Source organism: Shewanella sp. SM68 (assembly GCF_025653925.1).
GTDB classification, from domain to species: Bacteria; Pseudomonadota; Gammaproteobacteria; order Enterobacterales; family Shewanellaceae; genus Shewanella; species Shewanella oncorhynchi.
In genome coordinates this window covers 134,917-156,743 of record NZ_JAKKRU010000007.1, presented here as the reverse complement: position 1 = coordinate 156,743, position 21,827 = coordinate 134,917, and the positions used below count along the sequence as shown (strand labels likewise).

Below are 21,827 nucleotides of genomic sequence, written 5' to 3'. Positions count from 1 at the left end.
CACCACTTGATCTAATCTCTATTAGATTCAGCCATTCAGACGCCGCACCTAAAAACCTACCTTTTCCACTTTCCACCCAAAGCCCGTTTCTTCGCTCTTTGCTTCTGAGCCGCTTTGCCGTTACGTCTAGGTTCGGTATCCATCTTATTAAAGTCGGGTTCGAAGCCTAGTAACCATTGTTGTGGTAAACGCTTGTCCAATACGACTTCGACTTCTTCCAATAATAGGGCGTCCTCTTGACTAAAGAGGGTGATGGCAAGCCCTGCACTCCCCGCTCGACCTGTGCGACCAATACGATGAATATAATCTTCGGCGATAAAGGGTAGCTCAAAGTTGATCACATATTTAAGCTCGACGATATCTAAGCCTCTGGCGGCGACATCCGTTGCCACTAGCACTTGAATCTTACCTTGTTTAAATTCCTGCAAAACTTTCTCGCGCGCACCTTGGGACAAGTCACCGTGAAACGCCTGAGTGATAATATCGGCTTTATTGAGTTGCTGAACCAGTTTATCGACACCTTGCTTAGTGCGGCTAAAAATCAGCACTTGATGCCAGTTTTTACTGCGCACCAGATGGCTGACGAGTTCGATTTTACGGTCGGCGTCGACGGCATAAACCACTTGTTCAATTTCAGCAGCGGTCGTATTACGCTTGGCAACTTCAATCAACTTAGGATCGCGCAGTAAGGTTTTACTTAAGCTGAAGATAGCGGCATCTAAGGTGGCAGAAAATAACAGGGTTTGTCTGTCACTCGGTACTTGCTTGAGCACGGCTTGAATTTCATCCATAAACCCCATGTCGAGCATACGGTCAGCTTCATCGAAAACAAGCACACTCAATTGCTTAAGATTTAATGCACCTTGTCTAAGGTGATCAAGTAAGCGGCCCGGAGTTGCGATTAACACATCAATCCCTGCATTAAACACGGCGACCTGCGCATCGATACTCACGCCGCCGTAGGCGATGCCGATACGAATATCAGTCCCTTTAGCGTACTTAACAAAACTCTGCTGTACCTGCACCGCCAGTTCACGTGTCGGCACTAAGACTAATGCGCGTATGGGTCTCACAGCCGTTAACTCTTGCGAAAGGCTGAATGACATCAAATGATGCAAGATAGGCAAGGCGAACGCAGCGGTTTTGCCTGTACCCGTTTGGGCGCCAGCCATCACATCCCGTTTAGCTAAGATGGCAGGGATCGCTTCTAACTGGATAGGCGTTGGCGATTCATAGCCAAGAGCCGCTAAGGTATTCACTAACGTGGAGTTTAAGGGTAAGGCACTAAAAGACATTGCGGTTAACCACTGAAAATAATAGCCAGAATTTTAGCAGACACAACCCTAAGCGACTAGCGACATAGCGTTAGTCCTATTGTTATATGCAAACTTGTTTTACGATAAAAATGCGTCGAGATCTGCAGCTAGTTGCGGACGACTAAAAAGATAACCTTGGGCTTGATCGCACTGGTTTTGTTGCAGAAAATCAGCTTGCTCTTTAGTTTCAACCCCTTCGGCGATAATTTCCAGCTTCAACGCATGTCCAAGCGCAATCACAGCCTTAGCGATAGCGGTATTGTTGGTATCGAAGGGAATGTCCCGCACAAAAGATTGATCAATTTTCAATTTATGAATAGGCAGTTTTTTCAAATAGTTGAGCGATGAATAGCCAGTACCAAAATCATCAACCGATAATTCGATACCCAGATCGCCAAGTCGCTTTAAGTCACGGATAGCAAGATCAGGATTCTGCATCATCACACTTTCGGTCACTTCAAGCTCTAAATGCTTTGCGGGCAAACCCGTTTCAGCTAAGACACGTTTCACATCATCCACAAAGGAACTGCGCTGTAACTGTTGTCCTGCCACGTTCACGGCAATGCGGCCAAAGTGTTTGCCTTCACTAAGCCAGCGCATTCCCTGACGGCAAGCAGTTTCTAACACCCATAAGCCAATTTCATGGATAAGACCTATTTTTTCTGCCACAGGAATAAATATCGCGGGCGAAATCAAACCCAGTTGAGGATCGTGCCAACGCAGTAATGCTTCAAATCCCACGGTTTGTCGAGTCACTAAATCAAGTTTTGGCTGGTACATTAAGTACAAGGCATTTTGCTCAATCGCGCCATAGAGGGCACTTTGCAGCTTAAGATGCTCAAAAGACTGTTGAGTTAAGGACTCTGTATAAAAAGCATAATTATTGCGGCCATCATTTTTGGCGCGATACATGGCCGCATCGGCGTTACGCAGTAAAGTGTCCGCATCGGTTCCATCATTTGGATACAAAGAAACGCCCATACTCGCCGTTAAACGTAAGTGGTCGCCCGTGCTCACAATAAAAGGTTGCTCAAACACTTGGCGCAATTGATTTATGGCAACTGCGGCATCGGCACTATTGTCGATCCCTGAAATCAATGCCACAAACTCATCGCCACCAATCCGTGATAACACATCCTGATCGCCTACTTGGCTGCGTAAACGCTTGGCAAGCTCGACCAACATTTCATCGCCTATACTGTGGCCAAAACTGTCGTTGATATGCTTGAACAGATCGACATCAATCATCACAGTCGCTAATTGCAAATTCAGCCGCTTAGCTTGTCGCACTTCTTGCTTAAGCTGCATCATGAACTTCATGCGATTGGGCAAATGCGTTAGCGGGTCAAAATACGCTAAGTGCGTGAGTTGCGCTTCATTCTCTTTCTGGGCTGAAATATCGGCAAACACAGCGACAAAATAACGCACATCTCCAACGTCATCATAAATAGTGCTTATGGTGATATTTTGCGGAAAAATCGTGCCGTTCTTGCGCCGATTCCAAATTTCGCCATTCCATTTACCTTGAGTAAACAAGGTATTCCAGAGTTTATCGAAAAAATCTTTATCATGCCGACCCGAACTAAAAATCCGAGGATTCTGGCCGAGTAACTCTTCCCTCACATAACCTGTGATCTCAAAAAATGCACCGTTAACGTCGGTAATATTGCCATGCCGATCGGTCACAACGACACCTTCAACCGAGTTTTTAAACACATTGGTCGCCAGTGTCAGCTGTTCTTCAACTGCTTTATGCTTGGAGATGTTGCGAGTCATACCGATAACGCCCACGAGCTCCCCCTTGGCATTGAGTGTTGGGAGTTTTAGCGTTTCTAACCAAAGATGATTTTTAGCTTCACTGCCATCTAAACACTCAGCGACAATGATAGGCGTACCAGACTCGATAGCGAGCCTATCACCCTCTAGAAAAATCTCTGCAATATCAGCACCAAAGAGTTCAACATCGGATTTACCAACAATCTCACTGCGGGGCATTTCCCACGCATTCTCAACACTACGATTGCAAAGAGTGTAAATGCCTGCGGCATTTTTTATCCAAATATGTTCGTCAAAACTATCGATAAAAGTTTGTAAATCGACCGTATCGACACGACTCGGTGAACCTCGGCTTAATGTTTCAGCCGCATTATGTTGGCTCAATATCTCGCCTAACTGGTGTTGAATGCTATCGCTGATAAGCTTAGCGAGTTGTAGCGTTTTTGAATCTACGCCGTGAGCCTTGTTATGATAGAAGCATAAAAAGCCAAAATTAGCCCCAGATGGCCAAGCGAGAGACAAACAAATCACGCTGCCGATTGCGCTACAAGTGTGCCAATCTGAGTGCTGCAGAGTATCCATAATTAACAGAGGCTCACGTACCTGCTCAGTTAGCTGTGATACAGATAATGCAGCCGTGATTTGATGACTGCCTAATCGCGGCAATGCTGAAATCGGCTCGCTCAAGCTGTACAACTTAGCATTGCTTAGCGGGGAAATAGTAGGTTTATCAATTATATCAAAGGGATTAGGAACGATTTCAGATGGTGTGACCATTGACGGCATCGCAACGGACTGGCTTATAGCAGGCTGGGGGTTAGCCAAATGATTGCCACTTAGGTGGCTGAGTATTGCCTGTATTTCACTTTCAGCCGCAGAGTCTGAACTTAACATGCTGCTAAGTTCACCCGCAGCATTCCATGCTAATAACATTGCTTTACTGCTTGATATCTCAGCGACTAAATTTAAGTCACTCAACCAGTTATCCAGCTGTTGCTGCGTAATAGGTACATCTATCATCATCTTGCCAACTCAGATCTCGTTACTGCTCAATCGGCCTATGGCGAGAATACCGTAAGACCTTAAACACATGCCCAATATTGCTACAGAGGGAAAACGTTAACCAAGCAGTAAAATCTCATAAAATTTTACGTTTAACATCAAATCAATACATCTCAATTGGCACTAAGGTTGGATCTAAAACTTACTCCATCATATCCACCTTTTAGGGTGGTAGAGGTCAAACCATCAAAATTCACACTAACTTACTCACACCCAGCAGACTGCTTGCACGGGTAAATCCAACTAACATTGCATTTGCTACTTTAGCACAAAATTTTAGTGTCAGTATCGCGATAAGTTTATTGAGTAACAATTAGTTAGACTTAATCAATTAAGTCTTCCCCCGATAATTCAGCACTTTCTTAGCGAGAGAAAACCATCCCTAAAGACATATATCAGCAATAACAGGGTTTTGATTGACAAAAATGCTATCTTATTGTCTACAATGGAAATAATAAGGCTGAAAAACCAAGGATATTTATGCCCACTGACGTCGTATCAAGCCAAGCTACCCTGCTCAACAGTAAACAATTATATCGCATTTGCGAACTCGACCAATTAAGCACAGATTGCCAATCGACAGCAGAACTCACACCTCTCAATGATATTGTCGGCCAAGAACGCGCCCAGCAAGCGGTAGAGTTTGCAATGGGAATTAAAGAAAAAGGTTACAACATCTACGCCATAGGTCAGAACGGCCTCGGCAAACGGACCATGATGCTGCGTTACCTAAGCCGTCACGAGCCAAACGACCATACCCTGTACGATTGGTGCTATGTGGTTAATTTCGATGATACCCGTTGCCCTAAAGTGCTGAAACTGAGTGCAGGGACTGGGCTTGAATTTAAAAAAGCCGTCGAAAAGTTGATGCTTAAACTTGTCAAAGCTATGCCTTTAGCCTTTGATAATGAAATGTATTATGCCCGCACCGAAAAGCTCAAAAGCCAATTATCACAGAAACAAGAAGTCGCACTCACTGAATTAACCGAAGAAGCAAAACAAAAAGGCATCAGCCTCAGTTTAACCATGCAGGGCGACTATCAAATGGTAGCGCTCAATGGTGAAGAACCCCATGACGAAGCTTCATTCGAAGCATTGACAGAGACTGAACGTAGTCAATTTGAAAGTAATATCAATGGCCTAGAAGTTAAACTGCGCGGTATTATTCGCCAAATCACTGAATGGGAAGAAGAATTCAGCGACAAGCAGCAAGAGCATGACGAACAAGTCGCCAAAGAAGTATTAATCCATTTTATTAAGCCACTCAAAGATAAGTTCAAGCACCAGCCAGAAGCGCGGACTTTCTTAACCGGCATGCAGGCGGATATCTTAGACAATTTAGATATCTTTTTAGAAGAAAGTGAAGAACAACTGGGCCTAGCCTACGCTTCCCTTGAAAAGAAAATGCCCCGCCGCTACCAAGTTAACGTTTTGGTCGCTCAAGGGACTCAAAAATTCCCTATTGTCGTAGAAGAAAGCCCAAGTTATCACAGCCTATTTGGCTATGTGGAAAATGCCACCTTCAGGGGGACAGTGTTCACCGACTTCTCACTTATCCGCTCTGGCAGTCTGCACAAAGCTAACGGCGGCGTGTTATTGATGGATGCGGTAAAAGTGTTAGAACGCCCTTACGTGTGGGACGGGTTAAAACGCGCCCTGCGTTCACGCAAACTCGATTTAAGTTCGCTGGAGCGTGAAGTGTCACTGTCAGGCACTATTTCATTGGCGCCTGAGCCTATCCCCTTAGATGTGAAAATTATTCTGTTTGGCGATCACGAAACTTATCAGCTATTACAGCACTATGATCCTGACTTCAGTGAGTTATTCCGCGTTACCGCCGATTTTGAAGATGTGATGGACAGAACCTCAACTTCTGAGGCGCACTATGCCCGCTTTATTTCGAGCATAGTTCACGACAACAACATGCTACATTGCGACCGTGCGGCTATAGCACGCATCATCGAATACAGCTCGCGGGAGGCCGAAGATCAACAAAAACTGTCGCTACACTCGGCGAATATTGCCAACCTACTGCGGGAATCAAACTACTGCGCTAAATCGGCAGGCAGTCAGCAAATTTTAGTACCGCACGTTGAGCAAGCACTGCGAAATCAAGAGCAAAGAGTCTCGCGTCTGCACGACAACATAATGCAAAGCTTTACCAACGGCACGACCTTGATTAGCACTCAGGGCAAAGTGGTTGGGCAAATCAATGCCTTATCCGTCATCTCGACCTCAGATCATCAGTTTGGTATGCCCAATCGCATCACAGCAACCACAGCGTTTGGTAAGGGTGAAGTGATGGATATCGAGCACAGAGTCAAACTTGGAGGCCGGATCCATTCTAAGGGCGTGTTGATCTTAACCGCTTATTTAGCCTCAATTTTAGGTAAGACGGCGCAAATCCCGCTCACCACTTACCTCACCTTTGAGCAATCATACAGCGGTGTGGACGGTGACAGCGCGTCGATGGCCGAATGCTGCGCCATTATCTCGGCTATTAGCGAGCAAGCAATTAGGCAAGATATTGCCATCACAGGTTCGATGAACCAATTTGGTGAGGCTCAGCCCATTGGCGGCGTGAATGAAAAAATTGAAGGCTTCTTCGATGTCTGCAAAATAAAAGGCCGTACGCCGGAACAAGGGGTGATTATTCCTGCCTCGAACATGGCCAACCTTATGCTGCGCAAAGACATTGTCGATGCAGTGGCACAGGGGGAATTCCATATTTGGGCTATTACCCATGTGACTCAAGCAATGGAATTACTGCTCGGTAAAACCGCAGGAAGTTTGCCGCAAACGGCCGCACCTAGCCAAGGGCAATATTCTCCCGAGAGCATTTTCGGCATCGCTCAGCAAAAACTCACCGCACTCAGATCCTTAGTTAAAGCGGATTAAATAAAAACGAGAGACAAACGAAAAGGGTTAGCACATGCTAACCCTTTCTTTATAAAGCTATTAAATGAAATTACACTAAGCTTGTAAGCATTTCATCGCTGTAAGGAACAAGTTCAACGCCATCACGCACGCGAGCAACATAGTCAGGGTTAGCAATGAATGGGCGACCAATAGCAATCAAATCAAACTTATTCGCCGCAATCGCTTCACTGGCAGTTTCAGCGCTGTAGCTTCCAACTCCCACTAAGGTTTTGCCATAGTGTGCGCGCACATAGCTTGAAGCTCTGCCACCAAGATAATCGAATTCCATGCTGTCATCGAAAATCCCAATATGCACAAAAGCGATATCGCGGGATTCCAGCTCAGGCAAGAAGTAATCGAACACTTCGCGGTCACGACTATCTGCCGCCATATTGAAATAAGCCCCTGGAGAAATCCGTAAACCGGTTCTGTCTTTGCCGATACGATCCACAACAGCATCGACAACCTCAAGCGCAAAACGGGACATATTGGCAGGTGTTCCACCGTATTCATCGGTGCGGCGATTGCTGTCATGGTGTAAGAAGGTATCAATTAAATAACCATTTGCACCGTGGATTTCTACGCCATCGAACCCAGCTTCAATGGCATTTTCCGCCGCTTTGGCGTAATCACGCACTAGGCCTTGAATATCCTCAAGTGTGGCAGGTTTTGGCGTGACATAAGTCAGTTCGCGCATTCTTGGCACGCTGCCTTCAATCTTCTGCGCTGATGCAGCAAGCACATCACCACCACCGAAAAAGTGTGGATGAGCGACGCGGCCCGTATGCCATAACTGCACAAAAATCTTACCGCCATTGGCATGTACCGCATCGGTCACTTTACGCCAGCCAGCAATTTGCGCTTGAGTAAAAATACCAGGGGTATTTGGATAACCTTGAGCATCGGGACGAATAATCGTCGCCTCTGTGATGATCAAACCCGCTTCGGCGCGGCGTGCATAATAGGCAACCATATCATCGGTCGGCACTAAATCGGCATCCGCCATACAACGGGTTAAAGGTGCCATTAAGATACGATTATTTAAGGTAATAGTGTCATTAAGTGAGTAGGTATCGAACAGATTTACCAATGAATTTGGCGTGGTTTGTGTGGTCATTTTCTCAGTTCCATTCTTGAATATGCATTCAAGATATTATTATTTGAACGATCATTCAAGTTTATTTTTGAATGTTTGTTCAAATTTAGGTAGAATCTGGCCTAAGCGTTTCTATACAAGTGAATTAAATTCGATGCGTAATGCAGAGTTCGACCGAGAACAGGTACTTCGCGGCGCTATGGCCGCCTTCATGCACAAGGGTTACACCAAAACGAGCATGCAAGATCTTACTCAAGCCACGGGATTACATCCGGGGTCGATTTACTGTGCCTTCACTAATAAACGCGGGTTATTAATCGCGGCCATTGAGCAATATCAACTCGACAGAAACGAGCAATTCAACAATCTATTCGGCAATGGCGAGAATGTGCTGACTAATTTGAAAACCTACTTAGATCATCTCGTTATTGAATGTCTGAGTTGCGATAGCGCCCAAGCTTGCTTACTGACAAAAGCGTTAAATGAAATTGCAGAGCAAGATGTTGAGATCCGAGACATCATCAATCAGTATCTACAATCTTGGCAGCAAGCACTCACACTACAATTTGCCACCGCAACGTTACAAGGACTCCTCCAAGGCAATCGCAGCAGCGAGCAAAGAGCCCAATATTTAATGATGGGAATTTATGGTTTAAGAACCTTCGCCCACACCCATCCTAATGCCGAAACCTTACAGTACCTTGCAGACCAATTAATGGCAGAAGTCTGCCATTAAAGTGCGTTAATTTGTGGGACAGTAAATATCTGAATGACTAACCGAATATGATTAGGCGAACAAGCGCTAACATTAATAGAAATAGATGTATTGAATAGAATTTTTGCAGAAGATGTCGGGACGATAATTTAGCAAAGCGAATTATTCGTCCCAAGAATGACGATTAGTTTAAAATGTTAACCTATATTAGCTTGAGCAAACACTCGCTCGCCTAATGAATTCAATATCTTACACTCACCTTCAAGTACAGCAATGATAGATTTTCCCTTGCGGAAACTTGCAGGTATCATCACACGCCCAGCTTCACTCACTGGCAAATTACCTAATACGGCGTTGTGCATAATTAACCCTACGGGCGCATCATAATATAAAACAGTTACAGTCGCTTGATTTGCTTGCATCACATTTAACTCACATTAAGCAGCATCTACTGCGTTATATTTACGTCGCAAGAGAGCTCCCTGTCCTTAACATTTTAAAATATCCAGAAAGATATTTTAAACATTTTAAATCAATTGCTTAAGGTCTTATTCAAATTTTATGATTTTTTATTGGATACAATACTGTCTTATACTGTACACCTTGGGCTATTTAAGCACTTCGGCAAAAAGATGCCAATCTATTTCTATTATGTTAATCAATTACCCACTATCGATCACATATAAGACACAAATAAAGATGCGTTTTTATGCATTTTTTAGAGTAAATAACCTAAATTTGAGTTATCAGTAATCTACTTAGCTTTAAATCCCACTCGAAATCCGCCCCAATGTTTACCGTTTACAAAAATGGGTACCGACAAGTCGTGCATCACTTCGCCCGTATCGCGTTTATAAGTTTGCAATAGCACAGGTTCAGTATGGGCGCCGCAACGGATCCCTGTCGGATCATTAAACAAGCGTTTAGTTCGATTGTGCACCATATCAACCTCAACTTTGCCTGTCAGTGCTTGGCTAAAGCGTTTATTATGGGTCGGAAAATAACCTTTCCTATCAACGGCTCCCGCATAAATAATTTCGCTGTGTTTTGCCAGAATGGGCTCTTGAATTGTTGGAAAATGCTGATCGGTATAACGATCGAAAGCCGTGCTGTATTTCTGCGGCTGAGTATTGGTAATAGGTTGGTATTTAGGATTAAACAAATCAGCCTCGCTAAAACTGCCACTGGCTAAACCTTGTGCTAACTTGTCACCGCACGCTTTAGCTGCAACATTCGCCAATTGCAGAACCTGCTGATCGAAGGTTTGTGTATCCCATTTAGACAGCGCTTTAAAAATACCCTCAGTGGTCAAGGATAAAGTAAAGGCCTGCTCGGATACGCTATGACTCTGTTTACCCGTCGAATTTAACGAGTCACGTATTTGAGTCACCGAGCGGCTAATGTCGTTAGTAGTGTTGTTATATTGTTTGAGTGAATCTTCCATATCACCTAAGGCATGGGCCGATTGGGTCACAGAAGCCGAAATCTCAGTGAAGTGCGCGTCTAACTCGCCCATAGCCGCGACCACATCGGCGGTTTGCGTTACGACCCTTTCCATCAGCCCAGAAGTTTTATCCGTTTCACTGCGGATTTCTAATAGCATTTTGCCAATATCTTGGGTTGCACCCGCGGTTTTACCCGCAAGGCTGCGTACTTCGTCTGCCACTACCGCAAAACCTCGACCCTGCTCTCCCGCACGAGCCGCTTCGATGGCCGCATTTAACGCCAACAGATTAGTTTGCTCGGCAACGGAGTTAATCACTTCGGTAATTTTTTGGATTTCTTCGGCTCTTGATTTAAGCGCCTGCACTTGCTCAGCGGCAGTATCAATATCCGTACTCAGTGAACGAATAGCCGCAACACCTTTCTGAGCTTGACTTCGTCCCTGCACGCTAACGCGCTCAGCCTCTTGAGCTTGGCCTAAAATATCGGCGGCATTATCACCAAGTTGGGCCGTAGTGTGGCTCAATTGCCCTGCAGCAACAGCAATGGCACTGGCATGCTCGCCATTTGATTCAATTGATTTATTCAATAAATCAATAAAATGCGACACCTCAGCCGAACCGATAGCAATTTTGCTGGTTTGCACACTAATGTCGTGGGCGGGAATGCTTTGCTCTTGTAATGCCTTAATGTTTGCCTCATCGGTGTCGAGCTTAGCCTTAGATGCGCGCAAACACACCCACACCACTAAGCCACAGGCAAGAACGCCCAAGATCAACGCCTGCACAATACTCGGAAGATGCAGTCCCTCAAGTAATAAACTCCCTAGAGTGACCAGTATGAAACTGATGAAAATTAAAATTTTGTGCTGTATTTCCATATACTTCCCGTAACTGCGCAAGGTAAAAATGAAAGGGAAATGCTAAGAGTCGAATCATTAGCCTTCGTTCAGTTGGTATCAATTACAGCGGCTATTGCTTACAACTGACGAGGGAGGGCTAACTATGATAGCGCTCAAGATTTATAGTTTTAGTCTATTTCTCTGAATAAGCTAGATAATTTATCTCGCTAAATAAACAAAGTAGAAGTTAGCTATCATCAACAGTCTCACGAGCGTATGGCATTAGACATTAGTATTAATCTATCGCGATATAGTCCTAGCCTATCTAAAAGCGGATCTTCCTTGATAAAACCAACTTTGCCCTGAAATGCGTGCCCCGTCGCCTTCTAGGTAATAAATCACATAGGGACGACTGCACTTATGCCAAGAAAACTGCTAATATCGGCGCAATTTTTTTGAGCTAACGAGATCAAGATGGGCAGAGCATATCAAAACAAGAAAGAATCCATGGCGAAAACAGCCGGTCAAAAAACCCGCATTTATTCACGCTACGGTAAAGAGATTTACGTTGTCGCTAAGCAAGGCGGCGTTGAGCCCGATGGAAACTTATCACTGCGTCGCTTAATTGAACGCGCTAAGAAAGACCAAGTGCCTGCGCATGTTATTGAACGCGCAATTGAAAAAGCCAAAGGCGGCGGTGGTGAAGATTACGATACCGCCCGTTACGAAGGTTTTGGTCCTGGCAACTGCATGGTCATTGTTGACTGCTTAACCGATAACGTAAAACGTACCTTCACCGAAGTGCGTCAAGCCTTCGTGAAAAACGATGCCAAACTCGGCGGCCCTGGTACAGTTGGCCACATGTTTGATCATCAAGCCGTGTTCGTGTTTGCGGGTGATGACGAAGATGCGATTTTAGAACTGCTGATGATGGCTGACGTTGATGTAAGCGATGTTGAGCTGGAAGATGGCTTAATCACAGTTTACGCGCCGCACACTGAGTACTTTAAAGTCAAAACAGCGCTGACCGAAGCGATGCCAGAGGTTAACTTTGAATTTGACAATATCACCTTCGTACCGCAGGACATGACTAAAGTTGAAGGTGAAGATGTCGTTATGTTTGAAAAGTTTATTGCCGCACTTGAAGATTGTGACGACGTACAAAACGTCTATCACAATGCGGAAATTGATGACTAAACGTTTCTTTCGCCTGAAACAAAAACGCAGCCAAGAGCTGCGTTTTTTATTTATAGATCAAAATATTAAGCTTCAATAAAGCAGCCATGAAACCCTAGTGGCAATACCCTGTTCATTTGAGCTGAAGCGATGGGGCCCGCACTGATATCACTGGCACGAAACAAAGACAAACCAGACTGTGCATTATGGTAATCGAGCCAAGTCATCAGTAAATAGGCTTCGTGCTGCTCAGTGGCGGGGATATAGAGCGGCTCTTCGGCAATTTTGCCTTTGCCAAGATAAAACGCGCTATAGCTCGCGTCGCCAAGTGTATCCGCACTGTGCTTGCTGCTGTCTTTTGCATTATGAATACAATACAGAGTGTTACTTAGCCCTGATTCAGAGTCAGATTCTGCTTCATATTTAAAGTTAGAGCTGGAGCCAGAGTTAACAGCTGAATCTGATCTTGCTCCAACGCCAAATAACGGAGCAAACGCCGAAGCCCCACCTGTTTTCTCTGCAAACGCTTTTTCACCGCTAGTTTGTTTCTTACTCATAATGTGCTGCGAAAACTGGGGGAACTCCATCATCACGCCGCTGCGCTTAATACGTGCAGAGAAAGACAAGGTCTCCGCAAACTGCGCTTTGCTAGCTGCTGTGAGTGGTACTGTGAGCGGTACTGTGATAGTCACTAACTCTGCATGGGGTGTCTTAGTTTTACGCTCCCCCGTCAGTAACCCCTTCATCCCTTGGGTTAAAATAGCTGAATTGGGATAGAGGCAAAGCTGCACAGAAAGTTCGTCATTCTTCTCAATGGCTTGACCAAAGTGAAACACAAATCCCGCAGGTAGCAGGTATAACTGGCGCACGCTAAAATCAGCTTTGTCGATGACTAGTAATTGCGATGGCAATTCGGGGCGCCATTTAAAGGCATCAACATAGGTTTCGCCCTCTTCATACACGCAGGATGAAATGTAAAACACCAGCTTATTCTCACTCTGCGCGAAGGCATGTAAGTAACTCGCCTGTGGCAATTCAATCACTTCCATTCTGGCTATGCTGTCATCGGGTGCCACTTGATACACAAGTAATTGCTTCTCACCACCGACATACCAGACGCCAAAATTCCATAGTCCACCTTGTCCATCATCGAGTGGATGGGCGGAAAAGGGTAAACCCTTAAACTTGTCGCCAAAGCTTTTAACACCAAGCGTGGTTAAGGTCTGAGCATCGAGTCGATAGGGTGACCCCGCCTCCCATAAAGCGAGCAACTCGCCGTGGCGCGGCAATAAACTGGTATTGGCCACATTCAAGTCATCGTTATTTCGAATAGGTAAAGCATTGGGGATCACTGTGCCTGCGGTCGTGTACTTAAACGCGCCAGCGGCCTCTTCGACTTTAAACTTCTTTGTTTGGATGAACTTGGCCTGATGCTGAATTTGCCCATTGCTCACACTAAACTGTTGCACCATGCCATCGCCATCGAACCAATGCTGATATGCCTTACCTGCCCGAGACATTTTCGCTGGCCCATTACGATATAGATTCCCACTCAACTGCGCTGGCCACTCACCCGAAACCTGCATAGTCAGTGGCTGATAGTCACCTTCAGCACCACTAAATCCAATAGCCCAAGGCTCACGTGCGACCGTTTGTGCGCTATCCAGCGCCAATAACTTATCCACTGAACTGGCCCAAACAGCGGTCGTCATTAGGACGGCTGAGCCTGCTAGAAATTGACGTCTATCCATGGTGCAGCCCCCTCTTAGCGAATGTGTATAGTGATTTGAGCATCGGCCTGCAAACTAAAGCTGGCGTCTTTAAAGCTCGCAGGTCCAAAACTGCCGGCGTTATTGCTAAAGCCATAGCCTTCACTCGGCACACCTAACATATTGGTATCTAAACTGTGATTGTTGTTTTCATCATGAAAGACCTTTACCGCGTATTGGCCATCGGCGAGATCGCTAAATACCAGCCTATGCTCTGTCTTAGTGACGGGTTTTATCATAGACGCGCTAGGATTATGGCCTGCAGCGTAATCCTCGGCATTGGCATAAAGCTCAACCATCAAGGCGCCGGTTTGTACTTGAATATTATCGATATCGACAGTCAAGGTATGTGCCTGGCTCTCAGCCGACATGCTTCCTGCCGACACACTTCCAGCCGACAAGAGCGAGCAAGCTAAGCCTGCGCCCCAAATCGCTGATAACGCCCTTTTCGTCTTATTAGCTTGGGAAAACTGTGTTTTTGTCATAGCCGAGTTCACGTGTTTCATGTCTTACTCCTGTTATTTGCGCTCATAAGTAACTGCGATGGAGTTAGCTTAAAAAATCACAGGACGAAAAACAGGTGCCAAAAGTCATGAAACAAAATGATAACAACATGACTTTTGGCATAGTGACATCTGGCGGTGATACCCTAGAATGGTCGGCAGAATTGGATTAAGGAATAGACATTCGTGCTAGAAAATCGATTAGCGAAAGAAGAAAACATGTTGATTGCCGCTGGAGTGCTCACTTGGGCATTAGTCGCTTGGGTTGGGATAAACCAAGCCGCATTACATACATGGCAAGGCATGCTCAATGTAACACTTTATGGGCTGTATTTAGTGCAATTTATACTGATAGCTACCGATAAAGTTGCGCATAATAATATTCAACTTCGCCGCATAACCACGCTAGTGATGCCGTTGACCGTGATGAGCTTAATGCTCACAGCAAACAACGCATTACTGCCTATCCTCTTCGTCATTTGGGCGTCACTGTTGCCTGAGTTTTTTAGTCGTCGCCAAGCCATTTCACAGCTAGTGTTGGTCAATGTTGTTTATTACCTACTGCAGCAATGGCAATTGCATGAACAAAGCAATGTGTTCAATATTTTGATTTATCTTGGTTTTCAATTCTTTGCCTACAGCAGTAGCCAAGCAAGGCTTTCTGAACGTAAATCACGTTTGATACAAGAACAGCTAAACCAACAACTTATTGCCACTCGCGCGCTGCTGAGCCAAGCCAGCGAACAGCAAGAAAGATTAAGGATATCACGCGATTTGCACGACATTCTCGGCCACCAACTCACAGCGCTTTCCCTGCAATTGGAAGTACTAAGCCATACAGCGCCCGAGGAGCTCAAACCTCAAGTTAACCAAAGTAAATCCTTAGCTAAAGAGCTACTTGAAAGTATTCGCGCCGTCGTCAGGGTGCAAAGAGTGCAAGTCGGATTGGATTTAGTCCCACCTTTAGAGGCACTGATGACCCGCTTACCCAACGTGACTCTTAACTGCAAAGGGATGAAGCCACTGCAATCAGCCGAACTGACTCAGGCACTACTGTTAGTGCTGCATGAAGGCATCAGCAACGCCGTTCGTCACGGCAAGGCGAATCAACTGCAATTGAGCATGCAAGACTCCCAAAGCGCGCTGGTATTGCAACTAAGCGACAACGGCATGGGGCTAACACGGGGAGCCGCGCGAAACGCATCAGCTAAAAGCGGCACAGGGCTAAACGGTACAGGACAGTTCGGCACTGGGCAGTTCGGTACTGGGCTCGGCGGCATGCAGGAAAGGCTACAACCCTTTAATGGCACCTTGGAGTTAAGGGCAAATGACTCGGCGTCCGGTTGCCAACTCACCCTCACACTCCCAGCACTCGCTTAACTTTTTATTAAAAAAATCTTTGGAATAGCTATGGATATGCAAAACAACATCATCAGTGTCGGTTTAGTGGAAGATCAGCAATTGGTTCGCCAAGGGATCGCTAGCCTGCTCGCTATTTCCGACAACATTCGCGTGTTATGGCAAGCCGAAGACGGTCAAGATGCACTCAAAAAGCTTGCCAGCAATCCCGTCGATGTGCTGCTCAGTGATATCCGTATGCCAAATCTTGATGGTATCGCCATGCTCAAACAGATACGGCAAAGTGCCAATCGCTTACCTGTCATCATGTTAACCACCTTCGACGACAGTGAGTTATTCCTCAATAGTTTACAGGCGGGAGCCAACGGCTTTTTGCTCAAGGACGTGTCACTCGACAAGTTACTGCACGCCATCGAAACCGTCGCCAAAGGCGGCTACTTGATAGAGCCTTCGGTACTCAAACAGATGAGTGAGCCTAAACCTACACCTAGCGTTGGGGTAACTAGAAATGAATTATTGTCGGAACGGGAGCGGGAAATTCTCAGTTTTATGGCGGGCGGCTTCTCCAACAAGGAAATCGCCAATGCGGTATTTTTAGCCGAGGGCACAGTGAAGAATCATGTCTCTAACATACTCACTAAACTCGATTGCCGAGACCGTACCCAAGCTGTGCTCAAGGGATTACAACTGGCATTGATTTAACCCATTAGCATTAAACCAAACCCGATTGCCAACAAAAAGGACCATTTAAGGCCCTTTTTGTGCTCATCTAAAGCGATGAGTTATGGCTAAAACCTAACGAAGATCCATCTCTTGGATAATTTCATGGGCAATAGCTGGCGTTGTACAGCTCGGGGTTTCATGCAAATCCGCTTTTAGCTGACCTTTACGGTGCTTAAGTGCTGCATCTAATTTTTTCGATGCGGCTTTGATTGCTGGGTACATAACCTCATCGGTACCTGAAGCAGAAATACGGCTTCCTTCATAATTCGTACGAAGCTCAACCTGATACTCGCCATGCTCTTTCGCAATAATAATGTCCAGTGCGATCAGAGAGGGGAAATGGGTGGCGATTTTTGCAAATTTTTCGTTAACATCTTCTCTAATAGAATCAGTAACATCGACGTGGTGACCAGAAATATTTATTTTCATAGGTTGTCCCTTTTAGTGTCATTACTTTTATTTTTGCTTCACTAATAGAGCTTGGGGCATGCAGGATAAAACACAAGGGTTATTGGCAAATATTTCGGTCAACTCAGGTATTAGCATCTCCTAAATGTGACCTCCATCAAGAAGTCAAAAATAAAACAGCGAGAAAAACATGATTAAGTGATTGATTTATAAACAGGCATTAATAATAAATCAATCACAAAATGCAATACGACATAAGGTAAATACGCTTAATATTTACGTTGCACACTCTGCTGCCAAAACTGTTGGGACAAATGATGCGTCTTGGTCGATAAACGCGACACTTGATCACCCCGCGCTGCCGCATCGAGCGTCTGCTCTAAACTCTGCTGAGCCAAGTCGCTGATCACATGGATGGCTCGGCTAATTTCTGCGGCCACCGAAGTCTGCTGCGTCATCGCCGCCGCATTATCATCACTCAAAGAATTAATTCGCGAAATAGATGAAAGCAACTCGCCAAAAGCCACACTCGCATCTTGCGCTAAGCTTACCGAACGTTTTACCTGTTCCTGCCCCGCCATCATGGTCGAGGTCGCCCTTTGAGTGCTTTCCCTAAAACGGCTAACAATTAACTCAATTTGCGAGGTGGATTGGCTAGTACGACTCGATAACTGCCTGACCTCATCGGCCACCACGGCAAAACCACGACCACTCTCCCCTGCCCGTGCCGCTTCAATTGCCGCATTTAAGGCTAATAAGTTAGTTTGGTCGGCAATGGCACGTATGACTTCGAGCACTTGGTGAATCGCACTGCTATCTTGTTCAATAGCTTGTACAACATCGGAAAAGTGGCTCACTTGTACACTTAACTGATGTATCGCATCAATAACCGTTTCTAAACGAGAATGCCCGCGTTGAGCCGCCTCATGGCTCGACACCATTTCCGAGGCAGTGCGATGAATGTTTCCCGTTACTTCAGCAAAACTGGCACTCATCTGCTCCATCGCAGTCGCAGCTTGCGTGGTTTGTTCACTCTGACTATCGGCATGCTCCCAAGTGTTTGTAATGGTTTGTTTAAGGCTGACACTTTGTGCTTGGATCTCACTGGCAGAATCAGCCATACGGCCAACAACGCCACCAATTTCAGTGATCAAAAAACGTAGGGCGAGGTCTAATTTACCGATCTCATCTTGGCGGCCGGTGTACACGCCCGTAGCGACGGGATCGTCAATAATGTTAGTTGCCATAGACACAAGCTTTTGCAGCGGCTGCATCAGGTAATACCATGCTAGGCACGCGAGACTCATTCCCACCATCGCGGCAACTATGGGGGAATAACTGGCAATTATCGCCGTAGCCGTAATCGAAACCAACATGGCCAGCAGTATTTTGCCACTGAAACCTAACCTATCTTTACGCAACACTTTAGGTTGCTTGCCCTGATTAATATCACTGTAAATACTCTCAGCGGCTTTAATCTGCTCAGGGGTAGCTTGGCGACGAACAGATTGATACTCATGAACTTTACCATCTTCATACACAGGCGCGACGTAGGCATTCACCCAATAATAGCCGCCCGTTTTGGTGCGATTTTTAACTATCCCCATCCAAGGCTTGCCCTGCTTAATTCGCTCCCAGAGGATCTTAAATGCAGCCGCAGGCATATCTTGATGGCGCACTATATTATGTGGATTCCCTTGCAACTCAGCAACACTAAACCCACTGATCTGCGAAAAGGTCTGATTCACATATTTAATGTTTCCCTTCAGATCCGTCGTTGATAGTAAAATCGCATTATCTGACAGGTGTGTTTCACCATTTGTAGAATTTTTATGCATAGGGTTATCAGGCTAGGTCTCGGTAAAAAAGATAACGCATTCTGCCAAAACCGTCGCCTATCAAAATTGATAAAGCTCACATTGGCAGCATAAAAATTAACCTAATGCTAAACAAGCAGTAACCACTAAACACATATCAACAAATAAAAACAAACAATTGTGACAGGGCGCTCGTTACGCTACATACGTTAAACTCGTCACCCTACACTCGCTAAAGCAGATCAGCTTAAGATCACAAATTCACATTCGAATCTAAATGATATCGTTTATCATTTGGATTAACTAAGTTATACTTCTCGCGGTTAGCTATCTACTGCTATAGAAATGCATTCGTCGTTAAGCCAAAAAGCTCAAGCACACTTTGCAGAATCAACAGTAGCGGATAGCCATAACAGACCCATATTGGCTCGAAATGAGAAGTGGCACTTATGTCTAATACACCCGCGTTTGAAACCTCAACGCAATCTTCTACAACCCAAATGCGCTCGTTCTCGCTGATTTCGCGGGGAATTGTGCAATGGTTTAAGCAAGAGCAATCGCAGTTTGCCTTCAAAGTCTTTGCCCGTGCGAGTGCCGCTCTACTGGCGGGTTATGTTGCTGCTGCAACCTTAGCTTGCCTGCTGACATTAGTACTACCTATGCCGCGCTTTGAAAGCACGATAACGGCCAATATGTTAGCTTTCCTGTTTTATGCCATCGCTATTATTTATGCCTTTTGTGTGCGTAAAACTTGGCATGCGTGGCGAGATTTAGGCTTAGTGAGTTTGTTATGTTTTGGATTGATCAAGGTATGTGGGCAATAAGATGAAAGAAACATTTTTTAGAACTTTATCTTGGCTACATACCTGGGCAGGCTTGCTGGTATGTTGGGTATTATTGTTGATCTTTTTTGCGGGTAGCTTGAGCTATTTTCGCCATGAGATCAGCCTTTGGAATGAACCCGAATTACACAAAGGGGTTTATCAAGACTACCGAGCCGATACCCTCGAAAACCAATTAGATAAAGGTCAAAGTTACATAGAAGCGCATTCGCCGGCAACAGCGCAGCGCTGGATGATAGGTTTTCCAACTGAACGAACCCCCTTTCAAAGCGTTAGCTGGCAACTGCCACCAGAAAAAGGTCAGCGTCGTGGCAAGACTGAAGAACATGTAGCCTTAGCAGATGGCAGCGGCATGATCTCTGAAGTGCGTGAGAGTCGCGGCGGTGATTTCTTCTATCGTCTGCACTTTGACTTGCACTATATGTCCGCTATTACAGCCCGCTATATCGTCGGCGTTTGCACTATGTTTATGCTGATCGCCCTTATCAGTGGCATAGTGATCCACAAACGGATCTTCAAAGATTTGTTCAGTTTTAGACGGGATAAAGGCGCTCGCTCTTGGCTAGACGCGCACAATGTGAGCTCTGTCATCGCCCTACCCTACCATTTGATGATCACTTATACAGGGCTTATTACCCTAATGCTTATCTATATCCCATGGACGGTTAATACCGCCTATTCGGGTGATAACCAAACTTTTTTAAAAGAACTTAATCCCGCCAGACAAACCGAGAAAGCCGCGGGGATTAGTGCGCCACAGGTGCAACTGAGCCAATTACTACCTCAAGTGAAAGCCGCATGGGGCGATGCGCCAATTAAGCAAGTGATAGTGTCATACCCTAAAGATCAAAATAGCCAAGTGACCTTTTACCAAAACACAGGTAAAGATGTGACCGATGAAGCCAATATTTTGATATTCAACGGGGTAAATGGTGAGCTTAAATATGCCAGCCCGCACGAAGCCTCTGGAGCATCCGCGACTTACGATACTATGATGTCGCTGCACACGGCACGTTTTGCCGCACCGCTGCTAAGATTTTTATTCTTTTTCTGCGGTTTATTAGGCTGCGCTATGATCGCGACAGGCACTTTGATGTGGGCCATTCGTCTACGTCAAAAACAGCAAAAATTGATCGATAAGGGCGAGAAACCAAGCTTTGGATTACGTTTAGTTGAAGGGTTAAACTTCATGTTTATCTTAGGATTACCCTTAGGCACTGTAGCCTTCTTTTACGCCAATCGTCTCTTATCGACAAGTTTTGCAAGCCGCTCTGAATGGGAAGTTCACAGTTTCTTTATCGCGTTAGCGGCAATGGGAGTTTGGGCTTTCTTGGGTCGTTCACGTCGCCAGTGGCAAACCGCATTACGACTCACAGGGATTTTGTGCTGTGCGCTGCCCGTGCTCAATGCCTTCACATCACCAAGCAATATCATCGACAATATCCAATCCCATCAATGGGCTTTAGTCGGATTTGACGTGCTCGCAGTGCTACTTGGTGGCGCTATGCTATTTGCCAGTAAAAGAGTGACTTTGATTGCTAAGGCCTCCACTAAACGCCCAGAAAAAGCAAAAAATGCACGTAGAAGCGAATCCCAAACATCCCTTGCCAACGACCTTAGCTCGTCATCTTCATTGGAGGAAGCCAAATCATGATGCCAGAATTTATTCCCCTACTTGGGATCTTAGGTTTGAGTTATCTTTCCCTCGCCCTGTTTGCCTTAGCTAAATTTGGTCACTTCAAGGATGTGTTCAATCGTCCACCAGCACAATGGCAAAGTCGTTTGCTAACCTTGTTTGCTTGGTTACTACTAGCATTTAGCTTAAGTGCCTGCGCGAGCGATCAGGGCTGGGCCTACGGGAGCATTTTGTTTATGGGAATAATTTCCCTCGCGGCAATGCTGGTCATCCTAACGTTAAGCTACAGCCCGCGCCATTTACCGATAGGAATCGTCACTGGCAGCGTGCTCACTGGCACTCTATTACTGAGTGCTGGGATCTAATGTCCAGCTAACACTGGCATGGCGATCATGGCTAAGTGAGCACCGCTAGGCTATAGTGCCC

General features: G+C 45.6%; 17 protein-coding genes. 8 read left to right on the top strand and 9 right to left on the bottom strand.

The window, feature by feature from the left end; translation table 11 throughout:
* Positions 1-56: 56 nt before the first annotated feature.
* Entirely contained in the window at positions 57-1,295 is a 1,239-nt protein-coding gene (locus L5M40_RS13165) for a DEAD/DEAH box helicase (RefSeq protein WP_263176699.1), read from the bottom strand.
* A gap of 99 nt (positions 1,296-1,394) precedes the next feature.
* A complete protein-coding gene (locus L5M40_RS13160) occupies positions 1,395-4,115 on the bottom strand; it encodes a putative bifunctional diguanylate cyclase/phosphodiesterase (RefSeq protein WP_263145134.1) in 2,721 nt (906 codons plus the stop codon).
* Positions 4,116-4,634: 519 nt separating this feature from the next.
* On the opposite strand from L5M40_RS13160, the gene L5M40_RS13155 reads away from it, so the two are divergent.
* The gene (locus L5M40_RS13155; protein WP_263176698.1) at positions 4,635-7,052 is read left to right on the top strand and encodes a Lon protease family protein; all 2,418 of its coding nucleotides are present in this window, start codon (positions 4,635-4,637) and stop codon (positions 7,050-7,052) included.
* 70 nt (positions 7,053-7,122) lie between these two features.
* Here L5M40_RS13155 and L5M40_RS13150 read toward each other — a convergent pair whose 3' ends face one another.
* Positions 7,123-8,190 (bottom strand): alkene reductase, encoded by a 1,068-nt coding sequence (locus tag L5M40_RS13150; protein WP_263176696.1) that lies wholly within the window; start codon positions 8,188-8,190, stop codon positions 7,123-7,125.
* A 133-nt stretch (positions 8,191-8,323) separates the two neighbouring features.
* Between L5M40_RS13150 and L5M40_RS13145 the strand changes: the two genes are divergently transcribed.
* On the top strand, positions 8,324-8,905 hold the full coding sequence (locus L5M40_RS13145; protein WP_263176694.1) for a TetR/AcrR family transcriptional regulator: 582 nt from the start codon (positions 8,324-8,326) through the stop codon (positions 8,903-8,905).
* A 176-nt stretch (positions 8,906-9,081) separates the two neighbouring features.
* On the opposite strand, the gene L5M40_RS13140 is transcribed toward L5M40_RS13145, so the two are convergent.
* Positions 9,082-9,306 (bottom strand): TIGR02922 family protein, encoded by a 225-nt coding sequence (locus tag L5M40_RS13140; protein ID WP_028760777.1) that lies wholly within the window; start codon positions 9,304-9,306, stop codon positions 9,082-9,084.
* Positions 9,307-9,638: 332 nt separating this feature from the next.
* A complete protein-coding gene (locus L5M40_RS13135; RefSeq protein ID WP_263146127.1) occupies positions 9,639-11,207 on the bottom strand; it encodes a methyl-accepting chemotaxis protein in 1,569 nt (522 codons plus the stop codon).
* Between the two features lie 435 nt (positions 11,208-11,642).
* Between L5M40_RS13135 and L5M40_RS13130 the strand changes: the two genes are divergently transcribed.
* Positions 11,643-12,365: a YebC/PmpR family DNA-binding transcriptional regulator gene (locus tag L5M40_RS13130; RefSeq protein ID WP_028760779.1), complete on the top strand. Its 723-nt coding sequence runs from the start codon at positions 11,643-11,645 to the stop codon at positions 12,363-12,365.
* A 65-nt stretch (positions 12,366-12,430) separates the two neighbouring features.
* Here the strand turns inward: L5M40_RS13130 and L5M40_RS13125 are convergent, their stop codons facing one another.
* Positions 12,431-14,095: a carotenoid oxygenase family protein gene (locus L5M40_RS13125; RefSeq protein ID WP_263146124.1), complete on the bottom strand. Its 1,665-nt coding sequence runs from the start codon at positions 14,093-14,095 to the stop codon at positions 12,431-12,433.
* A gap of 14 nt (positions 14,096-14,109) precedes the next feature.
* Entirely contained in the window at positions 14,110-14,619 is a 510-nt protein-coding gene (locus L5M40_RS13120) for a DUF2141 domain-containing protein (RefSeq protein WP_219234069.1), read from the bottom strand.
* 183 nt (positions 14,620-14,802) lie between these two features.
* On the opposite strand from L5M40_RS13120, the gene L5M40_RS13115 reads away from it, so the two are divergent.
* Positions 14,803-15,996, top strand: a complete 1,194-nt coding sequence (locus L5M40_RS13115; RefSeq protein ID WP_263256747.1) for a sensor histidine kinase — start codon at positions 14,803-14,805, stop codon at positions 15,994-15,996.
* Positions 15,997-16,026: 30 nt separating this feature from the next.
* Positions 16,027-16,677 carry a response regulator transcription factor gene (locus L5M40_RS13110; protein ID WP_263146118.1) on the top strand — a complete coding sequence of 217 codons (651 nt, stop codon included), beginning with the start codon at positions 16,027-16,029 and terminating at the stop codon, positions 16,675-16,677.
* Between the two features lie 93 nt (positions 16,678-16,770).
* On the opposite strand, the gene hpf is transcribed toward L5M40_RS13110, so the two are convergent.
* Positions 16,771-17,127: a ribosome hibernation-promoting factor, HPF/YfiA family gene (gene hpf / locus L5M40_RS13105; RefSeq protein WP_028760784.1), complete on the bottom strand. Its 357-nt coding sequence runs from the start codon at positions 17,125-17,127 to the stop codon at positions 16,771-16,773.
* 248 nt (positions 17,128-17,375) lie between these two features.
* Positions 17,376-18,944, bottom strand: a complete 1,569-nt coding sequence (locus tag L5M40_RS13100) for a methyl-accepting chemotaxis protein (RefSeq protein WP_263146115.1) — start codon at positions 18,942-18,944, stop codon at positions 17,376-17,378.
* Between the two features lie 428 nt (positions 18,945-19,372).
* Between L5M40_RS13100 and L5M40_RS13095 the strand changes: the two genes are divergently transcribed.
* Genes L5M40_RS13095 through L5M40_RS13085 form a run of 3 tightly spaced genes read left to right on the top strand, consistent with a single transcriptional unit; the run spans position 19,373 to position 21,766 of the window.
* Positions 19,373-19,747, top strand: coding sequence for a DUF3649 domain-containing protein (locus L5M40_RS13095; RefSeq protein ID WP_131523016.1), 375 nt, complete (start codon positions 19,373-19,375; stop codon positions 19,745-19,747).
* 1 nt (position 19,748) lies between these two features.
* Positions 19,749-21,419, top strand: a complete 1,671-nt coding sequence (locus tag L5M40_RS13090) for a PepSY-associated TM helix domain-containing protein (RefSeq protein WP_263146112.1) — start codon at positions 19,749-19,751, stop codon at positions 21,417-21,419.
* On the top strand, positions 21,416-21,766 hold the full coding sequence (locus L5M40_RS13085) for a DUF3325 domain-containing protein (RefSeq protein WP_113940646.1): 351 nt from the start codon (positions 21,416-21,418) through the stop codon (positions 21,764-21,766). Before L5M40_RS13090 ends, L5M40_RS13085 begins: the two co-directional genes overlap by 4 nt.
* Positions 21,767-21,827: the final 61 nt, after the last annotated feature.